Here is a 12,514-nt window from a genome sequence, read left to right as displayed (position 1 = left end):
AATGGCTGCACCACTACAACTGGCACCGTCCCCATATGGGGATCGGCGGCCAGCCACCTATCTCCAGAGTGCCGCTGAACAACGTAGTGGGTTTACACAACTAACAGTCGACCCCCACCCCACCCGCCCGTCAGGCCTGCGAGGCGTCTTCGACGGGGCCGAGCTCGTGCAGCACGGCCGTGGCGTAGCTGCCCGGCGGCAGGGCGAACGACAGCTCCAGCACGTCAGCCGCCAGCCACTGCTGCTGCAGCAGGGCCGGACGCAGGCGCAGCGCGCGGCGTTCCTGCTTCAGGCGCGCGCCCTCCAGGCCGGTACGCAGCGCCTGCGATTCCTCATCGTCCAGCGCGGACAGTTCCAGCGCGCGGGCGGCGTCGGTACTGCGCAGCTCGCCCTCGCCCCACAGCGGCGCGCTGGGGTGGATGTCGAAGCGGGCCAAGCGCTCGGCCAGCGCATCGGTGTACGGCTCTGGGCCGAACACGCTGCGGCTGCCATCAAGCATCCACACCTCGCCGTCCAGCGGCTGGTCCCAGCTGCCCTGCTCCACGCGCGCGGCCAGCACGCGGTTGAACAGCGCCGAGCGCGCAGCCGACAGCAGCAGCGAACGCTGATCCTGGCGCATGCGTCGGCCACCGAACATCGCCAGCGCCGCCGGCACGTTGCCACCGTCGCGACCGAAACGCTGCTCACCGAACCAGTTCGGCAGGCCGCGCGTGGCGATCTGCTGCAGGCGTTCATCGATGGCCGCGGCATTGCCCTGCACATCGCGCAGCACCAGCTTGAAGCGGTTGCCGGCCAGCGCACCGCGCTGCAGCTTGCGGTTATGCCAGGTGGCCTCGAGCACTTCGATCTCGTCACTGGCCAGCGTGGCCAGGTCCGGGGCGATGCGCTTGGGCAGGTGCACGCTGAAACGCTGGGTGGTGACCGCATTGCGGTCCTTCATGCCGGCGTAGCTGACGCCCATTTCCGGCAGGCCGGCCCACTTCGCCAGCACCTTGGCCACGTGCACCGTATTGGCGCCGCGCTTGCGGATGTGCAGCAGCAGGTGCTCGCCTTCACCGGTGGCTTCGAAGGCCGGCAGTTCGTCGACCTGGAAATCCTCCGGCGTGGTGCGGATGCGCGCGCTCAGCAGCGGCGCGCCAAAGGCAAGCGGCAACGGAATCATGCCGCCACCAGCAGGACCACGGCCTGCGCGGCGATGCCCTCGCCACGGCCGGTGAAGCCGAGCTTCTCCGAGGTGGTGGCCTTGACGCTGACCGCGTCCAGCGGCAGCTGCAGCAGGCCGCCGATGCGCTCGCGCATGGCCAGCGCATGCGGGCCGACCTTGGGCCGCTCGCAGATGACGGTGATGTCGGTGTTGCCGACGCGCCAGCCGCGTTCGCGCAGCAGGCTGTCGCAATGGCGGACGAAATCACTGCTGTCGGCGCCCTTCCAGCGGTCGTCGCTGGGCGGGAAGTGCTGGCCGATGTCGCCCAGCGCGATGGCACCGAGCATGGCATCGCACAGCGCGTGCAGGATGACGTCGCCATCGCTGTGGGCCAGCACGCCGCAGCTGTGCGCCACGCGGATGCCGCCGAGCATGATGTGGTCGCCTTCACCGAAGGCATGGACGTCGTAGCCCTGGCCGATGCGGACGGGCGGGAACGGAGCAGTGCTCATGGATGCAACCCTTGCAGCAGGGCCGCGCGGGCGATCAGCCGGCGCGGCGGGAAAGTACGAATTCGAAACGGTCGAGGTCGGCCGGCGTGGTGACCTTGAAATTGTCCTCGCTGCCTTCCACCAGCAGCGGACGCTGGCCCTGGCGCTCCATGGCCATGGCATCGTCGGTGACGTCGACACCGCTGGCGGCCGCAGCGGCCAGCGCGCGGATGAGCTGGTGGCGACGGAACAGCTGCGGCGTCAGCGCGCGCCACAGACGCTCGCGCGGCTCGGTGCCATCGATGCCGCCATCGTCGCCGGCACGCTTGAGGGTGTCGCGCACGGGCGCGGCAAGGATCGCGCCGACCGGGTCGGCACGCCCCACTTCCAGCAGGCGACCGAGGTCAGCCAGCGACAGGTTGGGCCGCGCGGCATCGTGCACCAGCACGAACTCGTCGGCACGCACGCTGTCCGGCAGCGCCTGCAGACCGGCCAGCACCGAGCCGGCGCGGGTCGCACCACCGATGCAGGTCAGCACCGGCTTGCCGGACCACTCGGTCCAGCCCGGCCAATCCGCATCGTCCTTGCCGATGACCACCATCGCCCCGGCCACCGCCGGGTGCGCCAGCAGCGCATCCAGGGTGTGGGCGAGCAGGATCTGCCCGCCCGCCTGCAGGTACTGCTTGGGCAGCGGCGCGCCGAAACGGGTGCCGCGCCCGGCAGCCGGGACGACCGCCCAGATGGCCGCGCTCATGGCACGTCCGCCGGGTGGTCGCCGACCTGCGCGGCAACCGGTGCAGCCTGCGCCGGGCGAACCGGCGCATCCTCCACCACGCGGTAGAACTTCTCACCGGGCTTGATCATGCCCAGCTCGCTGCGCGCGCGTTCTTCGATGGCGGCCTGGCCTTCCTTGAGGTCCTTCACTTCAGCAGCCAGCGCATCGTTGCGCTGCTGCAGACCTTCATTGTCCCGCTCTTGGTTGGCGACCTGGGCTTCGAGCATCATCACTTCACCCGAATTGCCCGGGCCGAACCAGAAACGGTACTGCAGCCATGCCAGCAGCAGGGCCAGCAGCAACAGCAGCCAGCGCCAGTCGCGCATGGGCTCAGCGCTTCAGCGACACGAACGCGTCACGACCGGCGTAACGCGCGCTGGCGCCGAGGGCTTCCTCGATGCGCAGCAGCTGGTTGTACTTGGCCACGCGATCGCTGCGGCACAGCGAGCCGGTCTTGATCTGGGTGGCGGTGGTGGCTACCGAGATGTCGGCGATGGTGGTGTCTTCGGTTTCGCCCGAACGGTGCGAGACCACGGCGGCGTAGCCGGCACGATCGGCCATGGCGATCGCTTCCAGGGTTTCGCTCAGGGTGCCGATCTGGTTGACCTTGATCAGGATCGCGTTGGCGGTGCCCGAGTCGATGCCTTCCTGGAAGATCTTCGGGTTGGTGACGAACAGATCGTCGCCCACCAGCTGCACCTTCTTGCCGATGCGGTCGGTCAGCAGCTTCCAGCCGGCCCAGTCGTTCTCGGCCAGGCCGTCTTCGATCGTGATGATCGGGTACTGCGCGGCCCAGTCGGCCAGGAAGTCGACGAACTGCTCGGAGGTCAGGCGCTTGTTCTCGCCCACCAGGTTGTACTTGCCGTTCTCGAAGAACTCGCTGGAGGCCACGTCCAGGCCCAGCAGCACGTCTTCACCGGCGGTATAGCCGGCCTTGCCGATGGCTTCGAGGATGGTGTCCAGCGCTTCGACGTTGCTGCGGAAGTCCGGCGCGAAGCCGCCTTCGTCGCCCACGGCGGTGCTCAGGCCGTGGCTCTTCAGCACGGACTTCAGCGAATGGAAGATTTCGGTGCCGGCGCGCAGGGCTTCGGAGAACGAGGTGAAGCCCACCGGCAGCACCATGAATTCCTGGAAGTCGACGTTGTTGTCGGCGTGGGCGCCGCCGTTGATGATGTTCATCATCGGCACCGGCAGCGACGGGGCCGCACCGGTCTTGGCGGCCAGGTACTGCCACAGGGCCTGCTTGCTGGAAGCAGCGGCGGCATGTGCGGCAGCCATCGACACGGCCAGCAGCGCATTGGCGCCCAGGCGGCCCTTGTTCTCGGTGCCGTCCAGATCGATCAGGCGACGATCCAGGCCAGCCTGGTCGACGGCTTCGAAGCCCTTCAGTGCGTTGGCAATGGCGCCGTTGACGTTCTCGACGGCCTTGCGCACGCCCTTGCCCAGGTAACGGGTCTTGTCGCCGTCACGCAGCTCGACCGCTTCCTTGGTGCCGGTCGAGGCGCCGGAGGGAACCGCGGCGCGACCGAACGAACCGTCCTCCAGGATGACTTCGGCTTCCAGCGTGGGGTTGCCACGGCTGTCGAGGATTTCACGGGCGTGGATGCTGCGGATCGTACTCATGAGCGGACCGGTTACCTGTCTGGAAGAGGGAATGCGACAAATGTGAAATGCCGCGTGATTATCCCCGGCTGCCCGCCGCTTGCCAAATGGTGTGTTCGGCAGCGGCCAGCGCTGGCCCCTGGGTGGCCCCCGCCACGATCAGCAGCAGCGAGACCAGCAGTGTCAGCAGCACCATTGCGACGGTCGCGCAGACCGGTCCGCGCCGCCGACGCCAGGCCAGCACGGCGGCAGCGACTGAACCGATCAGGGAACCGCCGAGCACAAGAAGAGCGGCCAGAATCCAGTACTGCATGGCCTGCATGCCATGATTGCCATCACCGGGCGAGCCCATGCTGGCGGCGAATGCCAGCCCGGCACCGAACAGCCCAGCCCAGGCGAGCAGCGCCAGCAACAGCGCGATCAGCCCCCAGGGCCAGCCACCGGGGCGCGCTTCGCCCGTATTCATCAGAACAGGTCGTGCAACAGCGTGCCGACCCACAGCGACAGCAGAACCAGTGCCAGCGCAGCGGTGACCTTGCCGCGGTTCAAGCGCCAGGCCAGCACCGATGCGATGACACCCGCGCTGACCGTGACCAGTTCGGCGAGCGCCAGCACGATCACATAGGGCTTCAGATCGACGTCCGCGCCATCACCGGGCGGACGCATGGCTGCGCCCACCAGCATGAAGATGAAGAAGGCACCGGACAGCGACAGCAACGCCATGCCGAGCGCGATGAGCCCCCACGGCCACTGCCGCCAGGAGCGCCGGCGACGCTGGGCTTCCAGCGCCGCCCACGGGTCGAGACTCACGCGAAGCGCGAGAAACCGTGCTTCTTGGTCACCGCGTCGAGCTCCATCAGGGTCTCGAGCAGTGCTTCCATCTGGTCCAGCGGCCACGCGTTGGGGCCATCGGACAGTGCCTTGGACGGATCCGGATGGGTCTCGGCGAACAGGCCGGAGATGCCCACTGCCACCGCCGCGCGTGCCAGCACCGGCACGTGTTCGCGCTGGCCACCGGAACTGGTGCCCTGCCCGCCCGGCAGCTGCACCGAATGGGTGGCATCGAACACCACCGGGCAGCCGGTGTCACGCATCACCGCCAGCGAACGCATGTCGCTGACCAGATTGTTGTAGCCGAAGCTGGCGCCACGCTCGCAGACCATGATCTGCTCGTTGCCGGTGGACTTGGCCTTCTCGACGACCGGCTTCATGTCCCACGGCGCCAGGAACTGGCCCTTCTTGATGTTGACCGGCTTGCCGGCCCCGCACACCTTGCGGATGAAATCGGTCTGGCGGACCAGGAACGCCGGGGTCTGCAGCACGTCCACCACCGAGGCCACTTCGTCCATCGGGGTGTATTCGTGCACGTCGGTCAGCACCGGCACGCCGATCTGCTTCTTCACTTCGGCCAGCACTTTCAGGCCCTCTTCCATGCCCGGGCCGCGGAAGGCGGTGCCCGAGGTACGGTTGGCCTTGTCGAAGCTCGACTTGAAGATGAAGTTGACGCCGAGGCGATCGGTGATCTCCTTCAGCTTGCCGGCGGTATCGAGCTGCAGCTGCATCGACTCGATCACGCAGGGGCCGGCGATCAGGAACAGGGGCTGGTCCAGCCCGACCTCGAATCCACACAGTTTCATGGCGTTTCCTTGTTGTCCGCTACGCCGGCAGGACCGGCGTGCTGGGGTTGAAGCATGCAGGATGGGGGCCGAAGCCCCCCTTCACAAGTCAGGCGCGGGCTTCGGCCAGCAGTGCGCCGCCAGCCTTGCGCTCACGCGCGGCACGGATGAAACCGATGAACAGCGGGTGGCCATCGCGCGGCGTGGACAGGAATTCCGGATGCGCCTGGCAGGCCAGGAACCACGGGTGCGCGTCACGCGGCAGCTCGACCACTTCCACCAGGGTGTCGTCCATCGACTTGCCGGAGATCACCAAGCCGGCATCTTCCAGCTGGGTGCGGTAGCGGTTGTTGAACTCGTAGCGATGGCGGTGACGCTCGGAGACCACGTCCTTGCCATACAGCTCGCGAGCCAGCGTGCCTGGCTTCAGGCGCTGTTCCTGCAGGCCCAGGCGCATGGTGCCGCCGAGGTCACTCTTGTCGTCGCGCTTCTCGACATCGCCGGTGGCGGTGCGCCATTCGGTGATCAGGCCGATCACCGGGTCCGGCGACTGGCGATCGTTCTCGGTGCTGTTGGCGTTTTCCAGGCCCAGCACGTGGCGCGCGTAGTCGACCACGGCCGCCTGCATGCCGTAGCAGATGCCGAAGTACGGCACGCTGTTCTGGCGGGCGAACTGCGAAGTCAGCACCTTCCCCTCGAAACCACGGTCACCGAAGCCGCCCGGCACCAGGATGCCGTCGACATCGGCCAGCGCGGCCATGTCGGTGCCTTCCAGGTCCTGCGCTTCCAGCCACTTCAGGTTGACCTTGGTGCGCTGGCGCAGGCCGCCGTGCTTGAGGGCTTCGCCGACCGACTTGTAGGCGTCCTGATGGTCGACGTACTTGCCGACCACGGCGATGGTCACTTCATCCAGCGGATGCAGGGTCGCGTCGACCGCGTCCTCCCACATCGACAGGTCGACCGGGCCGACCTTGTCGGCCAGCTTCAGCTGGTTGACCACGATCTCGTCCAGGCCCTGTGCGTGCAGGCCCGACGGAATGCGGTACAGCACGTCCACGTCGGGCACGCTGATGACGGCGCGCTCGGAGACGTTGGTGAACTGGGCGATCTTGCGGCGCTCCGAATCCGGCACGGCCTGCTCGGAACGGCACAGCAGCACGTCCGGCTGGATGCCGATCGACCGCAGCTCCTTTACCGAGTGCTGGGTCGGCTTGGTCTTCAGCTCACCGGCGGCGCCTATGTACGGCACCAGGGTGAGGTGCATGAACAGCGCCTTCTCCGGGCCGCGCTCGGTGCGCACCTGGCGGATCGCTTCCAGGAACGGCAGCGACTCGATGTCACCGACGGTGCCGCCGATCTCGACCAGGGCCACGTCGTAGCCTTCGGTGGCCTCGTCGATGCAGCGGCGGATTTCATCGGTGATGTGCGGGATGACCTGCACGGTCGCGCCCAGATAGTCGCCGCGGCGCTCCTTGCGGATGACGTTCTCGTAGATGCGGCCGGTGGTGACCGAGTTCTTGCGGCTCAGGCGGGTACGCACGAAGCGCTCGTAGTGGCCCAGGTCGAGGTCGGTCTCGGCGCCGTCATCGGTGACGTAGACCTCACCGTGCTGGAACGGGCTCATGGTGCCCGGGTCGACGTTGATGTACGGGTCGAGCTTCATCATCGTGACCTTCAGGCCACGCGCTTCGAGGATGGCGGCCAGTGACGCAGCGGCAATACCTTTGCCGAGCGAGGACACCACGCCGCCGGTTACGAAAATCAAGGGAGTCATGGCTGCAAGCATCCTGTCTGGAAATGGAAAACGGCAGCGCCACGCCTGCCCGAGGGGCGGGCGTGGAGCAGAAAGGGGGTTTTCCGGTTCGCTGGGGCAGCGAGGGAGGCGCGGGACCGGTCGGCGGCAGGCGCCGGACGGGGACCATCGTGCGAGGTCGGGGCGGCCGTGCCGGTCAATTCGACCGTCACCTGCGACCCACATTGCTGGAGGCCACGCATGGCCGGTCCAGCCCATTCGCAAATGGTGGACACGCACTACTCCCGGAAAGCCATAGTTTACAGATAGATGGCCGCCAACCCAAGGGGCAGATGGCGTCACCACTAAAAGAAAACGCCCCGCAGTGCGGGGCGTTCAGGGGCCAGAGCCTTGCGGCAGAAGCCTCGGCGGCGGACGCCTTACTTCTTCTTCCGCGCCTCTTCCTCTTCTTCCTGCTGCGGGACCGGCTGGCCCTTGGCCTTCATTTCGGCATTGGCCTGGGCGCGCCGCTTGGCCTTGGCATCCGCCTCGGACTGCGCAGTCTTGTCCGCCTGGTCACCCTGCTGCGGGGCCGACGGGCCTGCGTTCTGCGCCATCACCAGCGGTACTGCAACGGCGGCAGCGGCCAGGATCGCAATGGTCAGCAACTTCTTCATGGAGTCCTCCTCGCGTATGGCTTGTACATGGGGGCGCCGGCGTTCAGATTCCAGCGACTGTCATTTTACCCCCTCCCCGGCGCCGAGGCTGAACCGCAGGCGTGCAAAATTCCCGTCCACGCCGCACACTTGCGCGTCGCTCCGCGCTTTGAAGATAGATGAACGCACGCTATAACGCCGCCGATATTGAAGTCCTGTCCGGCCTTGACCCGGTCAAGCGCCGTCCTGGCATGTACACCGACACCGCGCGCCCGAACCACCTGGCGCAGGAAGTGATCGACAACTCGGTGGACGAGGCCCTCGCCGGCCACGCCCGCTCGATCGAGATCACCCTGTACAAGGACGGCAGCGTGGAGGTCAGCGATGACGGTCGCGGCATGCCGGTGGACATCCATCCGGAAGAAAAGATCCCGGGCGTCGAGCTGATCCTGACCCGCCTGCATGCGGGCGGCAAGTTCAACAACAACAACTACACCTTCTCCGGCGGCCTGCACGGCGTGGGCGTCAGCGTGGTCAACGCGCTGTCCACGCTGGTGGAAATCCACATCAAGCGCGACGGTGCCGAGCATCGCATCACCTTCCGCGATGGCGACCGCGCCTCGCCGCTGGAAGTGGTCGGCACGGTCGGCAAGAAGAACACCGGTACCCGCCTGCGCTTCTGGCCGGACCCGAAGTACTTCGATACGCCCAAGTTCGCCGTGCGTGCGCTCAAGCACCTGCTGCGCGCCAAGGCCGTGCTGTGCCCGGGCCTGACCGTGAAGCTGACCGACGAAGCCACCGGCGAAGTCGACACCTGGTACTACGAAGACGGCCTGCGCGACTATCTGAAGATGGAGCTGGGCGATCGCGAATCGCTGCCGGCCGATCTTTTCGTCGGCAATCTGAAGAAGGACACGGAGATCGTTGACTGGGCCGTGGCCTGGCTGCCGGAAGGCGAGCTGGTGCAGGAAAGCTACGTCAACCTGATTCCCACCGCCCAGCACGGCACCCACGCCAACGGCCTGCGTACCGGCCTGACCGAAGCGCTGCGGGAGTTTTGCGACTTCCGCAACCTGCTGCCGCGCGGCGTCAAGCTGGCCCCGGAAGACGTGTGGGACCGCGTGTCGTTTGTGCTGTCGCTGAAGATGACCGACCCGCAGTTCAGTGGCCAGACCAAGGAACGCCTGTCCTCGCGCCAGGCCGCCGGTTTCGTCGAAGGCGCCGCCCACGATGCCTTCAGCCTGCTGCTGAACCAGAACGTGGAGCTGGGCGAGAAGATCGCGCAGATCGCCATCGAGCGCGCCAGTGCGCGCCTGAAGACCGAGAAGCTGGTCGTCCGCAAGAAGGTCACCCAGGGCCCGGCCCTGCCCGGCAAGCTGGCCGACTGCATCAGCCAGGACCTGTCGCGCACCGAGCTGTTCCTGGTGGAAGGTGACTCGGCAGGCGGCAGCGCCAAGCAGGCGCGCGACAAGGACTTCCAGGCGATCCTGCCGCTGCGCGGCAAGATCCTCAACACCTGGGAAGTGTCGTCCAACAGCGTGCTGGCCTCGGAAGAAGTGCACAACCTGGCCGTGGCCATCGGCTGCGACCCGGGCAAGGAAGACATCGCCGGCCTGCGTTACGGCAAGGTCGTCATCCTCGCCGACGCCGACTCGGACGGCCTGCACATCGCCACCCTGCTGACCGCGCTGTTCCTCAAGCACTTCCCGGCGCTGGTCGATGCCGGCCATGTGTTCGTGGCGATGCCGCCGCTGTTCCGTGTCGACGTGGGCAAGCAGGTGTTCTACGCCCTGGACGAGGAAGAGAAGCGCTCGATCCTGGACAAGATCGAACGCGAGAAGATCAAGGGCGCGGTCAACGTCACCCGCTTCAAGGGCCTGGGCGAAATGAATCCGCCGCAGCTGCGCGAATCGACCATCCACCCCGATACGCGCCGCCTGGTGCAGCTGACGGTGGATGATGGCGAACAGACCCGTTCGTTGATGGACATGCTGCTGGCCAAGAAGCGTGCATCTGATCGCAAGGGCTGGCTGGAGAGCAAGGGCGACCTGGCTTCGCTCGAAGCCTGACGCTCGCAGCCCTTCTGTAGAGCCGAGCCCACGCTCGGCTGCATTTCGCGCCGGTCCTGGCAGCCGAGCATCGGCTCGGCTCTACAGACATCACACCCCCATCGGCAAACCCAGCGCCATAATGCGCGTCTCTCTGCGTGGACCCTCGTATTGGCCAGCCACTCGCTTCTGTTCCCGGGATTGCCGCTGCACAGCGCGCGCCTGGTCCTGAGCCCGATCCGCCGCGATGATGCGGCCGACCTGTTCGCCCTTCAGTCCGACCCGGAGGTGATGCGCTTCTGGAACCATCGGGTGTGGACGCGGCCGACCGAGGCCCGCGCGCAGATCGACGACGACCTCGCCGCGCACACCACCGGCACCCAGCTCAAGCTGGCGGTGCGCGAATCCCTGGACGGCCCGCTGCTGGGCATCTGCGTGGTGTTCGCCCTGGACCGCGACGCGGCCCGCGCCGAGATCGGCTACCTGCTGGCCCCGGGCAAGCAGGGCCAGGGCTACATGCACGAGGCGCTGCAGCAGCTGCTGGCCTATCTATTCGACACACTGGGCCTGCACCGGGTGGAAGCGGAGATCGACCCGCGCAACCGCCCGTCCGCGCAGGTGCTCGACCGCCTCGGCTTCCACCTGGAAGGCGTGCTGCGGCAGCGCTGGCGCATCCAGGGCGAACTGTCCGATTCGGCGGTGTACGGCCTGCTGGCCGACGACAGCGACCGCAGCGCCCTGCCCGCTTGACCGAATCTGGCTGCAACCCGCCATCCGCCGCGGCCATGCCTTTGGACACATCCGGCACGCGCGGCAGCGGCCTAGCATCAGGGCCCTCTTCCGCTACCGTCCTGGTGCCATGAAGTCCCTGCTGCACATCGCCACGCTCTGCGTCGGCCTGCTCGTTGCCCCCGCCTGCGTCGTCACTGCGTCGGCCGCCGAAACCAAGTCCGACGCCAAGGACGACCCGACAGAAGCGCCCGCGCTGCCGGCAGATGCCTCCGTCCGCCAGAGCATCCGCCTGGCCGGCCGCACCCTCGACTACACCGCCACGGTCGGCACCCTGCCGGTGCGCGATGACAAGGGCAAGGTGATCGCCGATGTGGTGTTCACCGCCTACACCATGCCCGGCAAGGACCGGCCGGTGACCTTCGCCCTCAATGGCGGCCCCGGCGCATCGTCGGTCTACCTCAACATGGGCGCGATCGGGCCCAAGGTGGTCACTTTCGGTTCGGAAGGTGACAGCGCCTCGGCACCGGCCACCCTGCACGACAACCCCGGCACCTGGCTGGACTTCACCGACCTGGTGTTCATCGATCCGGTCGGCACCGGCTTCAGCCGCGCGCGCATCGGCGATGACGAGGCGAAGAAGCAGCTGTACAACCCCAGCGCCGACATCGAGTACCTGTCGCGCTCGATCTACGACTGGCTGCTGCGCAACCAGCGCATGGGCGCGCGCAAGTACCTGACCGGCGAGAGCTACGGCGGCTACCGCGGCCCGCGCATCACCCACTACCTGCAGACGCGCCTGGGCGTGGCAATGAACGGCCTGGTGCTGGTGTCGCCGTACCTGAGCCCGACCCTGGAAGACAACGCCGACGTCTCACCGATGGCGTGGATGCAGACGCTGCCGTCGATCGCGGCGGCGCACCTGGAGCGGCAGGGCAAGCTGACCGATGCGGCGATGCGCGAAGTGGTCGAATACACCCGTGGTGACTACGCCACCGCGCTGATGAAGGGCCGCAGCGATCCGCAGGCGACCGAGGCGATGCTGCGCCGGGTGACCGAGCTGACCGGGCTGGACCCGCAGTTCGTGCGCCGCGCCGGTGGCCGCCTGGAAACCCAGGCCTATCTGCGCGAGGTGTTCCGCGACAAGGGCACGCTGGGCAGCCGCTACGATTCCAACGTGACCGCGTTCGATCCGTTCCCGAACGATCCGGAACAGCGCGCCAACGATCCGCTGCTGGACAGCATCATCGCGCCGACGACCACGGCAATGGTCGACTTCGTGACCCGCGTGGTCGGATGGAAGGTCGATGCGCGCTACCAGGCGCTGAACTACGACGTGAACCGGCTGTGGGACCGCGGTGGCGAGCTGCGCCAGGGGGCGGTGACCCAGCTGCGCCAGGCGGTGGCGATCGACCCGCACCTGCAGGTGCTGATCGTGCATGGTTGGAACGACCTGTCGTGCCCGTTCATGGGGTCGATCCTGACGGTGGACCAGATGCCGACGATGGGCAGCAACCCGGACCGGGTGCAGGTGCGCAGCTATCCGGGTGGGCATATGTTCTACAGCCGGGCGGACAGCCAGGCGGCGTTCCGGAATGACGTGAAGGCGCTGTTCCAGCGTAATTGAGGGGTTCGGCCGGGCCTGCGGCCCGGCACCCGCTGACGGCAACGGCAACGTCCAACGTCAAAAGCCGGGTTTCCGTGGGTTGGCGGGCCGGGGT

Annotated in this window: 12 protein-coding genes and 2 pseudogenes; 4 read left to right on the top strand and 10 right to left on the bottom strand. The window is 67.2% G+C overall.

The annotated features are described in order from the left end of the window. Positions 1 to 104, top strand: a pseudogene (locus DCO49_RS17045) (IS481 family transposase); the annotation flags it as partial. Between the two features lie 26 nt (positions 105 to 130). Here the strand turns inward: DCO49_RS17045 and truD are convergent. The 10 genes from truD to DCO49_RS16995 form a co-directional block, all read right to left on the bottom strand. Further along, complete coding sequence (gene truD / locus DCO49_RS17040) at positions 131 to 1,162, bottom strand: tRNA pseudouridine(13) synthase TruD (RefSeq protein WP_116865016.1); 1,032 nt, start codon at positions 1,160 to 1,162, stop codon at positions 131 to 133. Continuing rightward, on the bottom strand, positions 1,159 to 1,656 hold the full coding sequence (ispF, locus tag DCO49_RS17035) for a 2-C-methyl-D-erythritol 2,4-cyclodiphosphate synthase (protein WP_079221436.1): 498 nt from the start codon (positions 1,654 to 1,656) through the stop codon (positions 1,159 to 1,161). The genes truD and ispF overlap by 4 nt, the downstream gene beginning before the upstream one ends. A 34-nt stretch (positions 1,657 to 1,690) precedes the next feature. After that, positions 1,691 to 2,389: a 2-C-methyl-D-erythritol 4-phosphate cytidylyltransferase gene (gene ispD, locus DCO49_RS17030; RefSeq protein WP_116865015.1), complete on the bottom strand. Its 699-nt coding sequence runs from the start codon at positions 2,387 to 2,389 to the stop codon at positions 1,691 to 1,693. Next, on the bottom strand, positions 2,386 to 2,736 hold the full coding sequence (gene ftsB / locus DCO49_RS17025) for a cell division protein FtsB (RefSeq protein ID WP_079221434.1): 351 nt from the start codon (positions 2,734 to 2,736) through the stop codon (positions 2,386 to 2,388). Before ftsB ends, ispD begins: the two co-directional genes overlap by 4 nt. A gap of 4 nt (positions 2,737 to 2,740) precedes the next feature. Next, the gene (gene eno, locus DCO49_RS17020) at positions 2,741 to 4,033 is read right to left on the bottom strand and encodes a phosphopyruvate hydratase (RefSeq protein WP_116865014.1); all 1,293 of its coding nucleotides are present in this window, start codon (positions 4,031 to 4,033) and stop codon (positions 2,741 to 2,743) included. Positions 4,034 to 4,091: 58 nt separating this feature from the next. Beyond that, positions 4,092 to 4,478, bottom strand: a complete 387-nt coding sequence (locus DCO49_RS17015; RefSeq protein WP_116865013.1) for a hypothetical protein — start codon at positions 4,476 to 4,478, stop codon at positions 4,092 to 4,094. After that, a complete protein-coding gene (locus DCO49_RS17010; RefSeq protein WP_116865012.1) occupies positions 4,478 to 4,822 on the bottom strand; it encodes a hypothetical protein in 345 nt (114 codons plus the stop codon). Before DCO49_RS17010 ends, DCO49_RS17015 begins: the two co-directional genes overlap by 1 nt. Beyond that, positions 4,819 to 5,649 carry a 3-deoxy-8-phosphooctulonate synthase gene (kdsA, locus tag DCO49_RS17005; RefSeq protein WP_116865011.1) on the bottom strand — a complete coding sequence of 277 codons (831 nt, stop codon included), beginning with the start codon at positions 5,647 to 5,649 and terminating at the stop codon, positions 4,819 to 4,821. Before kdsA ends, DCO49_RS17010 begins: the two co-directional genes overlap by 4 nt. An 88-nt stretch (positions 5,650 to 5,737) precedes the next feature. Continuing rightward, the gene (locus DCO49_RS17000) at positions 5,738 to 7,402 is read right to left on the bottom strand and encodes a CTP synthase (RefSeq protein WP_079221429.1); all 1,665 of its coding nucleotides are present in this window, start codon (positions 7,400 to 7,402) and stop codon (positions 5,738 to 5,740) included. A 398-nt stretch (positions 7,403 to 7,800) separates the two neighbouring features. Further along, the gene (locus DCO49_RS16995; RefSeq protein WP_116865010.1) at positions 7,801 to 8,037 is read right to left on the bottom strand and encodes a hypothetical protein; all 237 of its coding nucleotides are present in this window, start codon (positions 8,035 to 8,037) and stop codon (positions 7,801 to 7,803) included. Between the two features lie 158 nt (positions 8,038 to 8,195). Here DCO49_RS16995 and parE point away from each other — a divergent pair, with 158 nt between their 5' ends. The 3 genes and pseudogenes from parE to DCO49_RS16980 form a co-directional block, all read left to right on the top strand. Further along, positions 8,196 to 10,085 carry a DNA topoisomerase IV subunit B gene (gene parE / locus DCO49_RS16990; RefSeq protein WP_079221427.1) on the top strand — a complete coding sequence of 630 codons (1,890 nt, stop codon included), beginning with the start codon at positions 8,196 to 8,198 and terminating at the stop codon, positions 10,083 to 10,085. Positions 10,086 to 10,235: 150 nt separating this feature from the next. Then, positions 10,236 to 10,814, top strand: coding sequence for a GNAT family protein (locus DCO49_RS16985; RefSeq protein WP_116865009.1), 579 nt, complete (start codon positions 10,236 to 10,238; stop codon positions 10,812 to 10,814). Positions 10,815 to 11,049: 235 nt separating this feature from the next. Further along, positions 11,050 to 12,420: pseudogene (locus DCO49_RS16980) on the top strand (S10 family peptidase); the annotation flags it as partial. Positions 12,421 to 12,514 lie beyond the last annotated feature (94 nt).

It is taken from the genome of Stenotrophomonas sp. SPM, assembly GCF_003105135.1.
Lineage (GTDB): Bacteria > Pseudomonadota > Gammaproteobacteria > Xanthomonadales > Xanthomonadaceae > Stenotrophomonas.
This window is presented reverse-complemented; position numbering and strand designations above follow the sequence as displayed.

Bases quoted from the DNA above. Each gene is read 5' to 3' on its own strand.
- eno (WP_116865014.1), bottom strand. From the start codon at position 4,033: ATGAGTACGATCCGCAGCATCCACGCCCGTGAAATCCTCGACAGCCGT.
- parE (WP_079221427.1), top strand. From the start codon at position 8,196: ATGAACGCACGCTATAACGCCGCCGATATTGAAGTCCTGTCCGGCCTT.
- ftsB (WP_079221434.1), bottom strand. From the start codon at position 2,736: ATGCGCGACTGGCGCTGGCTGCTGTTGCTGCTGGCCCTGCTGCTGGCA.
- DCO49_RS16995 (WP_116865010.1), bottom strand. From the start codon at position 8,037: ATGAAGAAGTTGCTGACCATTGCGATCCTGGCCGCTGCCGCCGTTGCA.
- DCO49_RS17015 (WP_116865013.1), bottom strand. From the start codon at position 4,478: ATGAATACGGGCGAAGCGCGCCCCGGTGGCTGGCCCTGGGGGCTGATC.
- kdsA (WP_116865011.1), bottom strand. From the start codon at position 5,649: ATGAAACTGTGTGGATTCGAGGTCGGGCTGGACCAGCCCCTGTTCCTG.
- ispD (WP_116865015.1), bottom strand. From the start codon at position 2,389: ATGAGCGCGGCCATCTGGGCGGTCGTCCCGGCTGCCGGGCGCGGCACC.
- ispF (WP_079221436.1), bottom strand. From the start codon at position 1,656: ATGAGCACTGCTCCGTTCCCGCCCGTCCGCATCGGCCAGGGCTACGAC.
- truD (WP_116865016.1), bottom strand. From the start codon at position 1,162: ATGATTCCGTTGCCGCTTGCCTTTGGCGCGCCGCTGCTGAGCGCGCGC.
- DCO49_RS17000 (WP_079221429.1), bottom strand. From the start codon at position 7,402: ATGACTCCCTTGATTTTCGTAACCGGCGGCGTGGTGTCCTCGCTCGGC.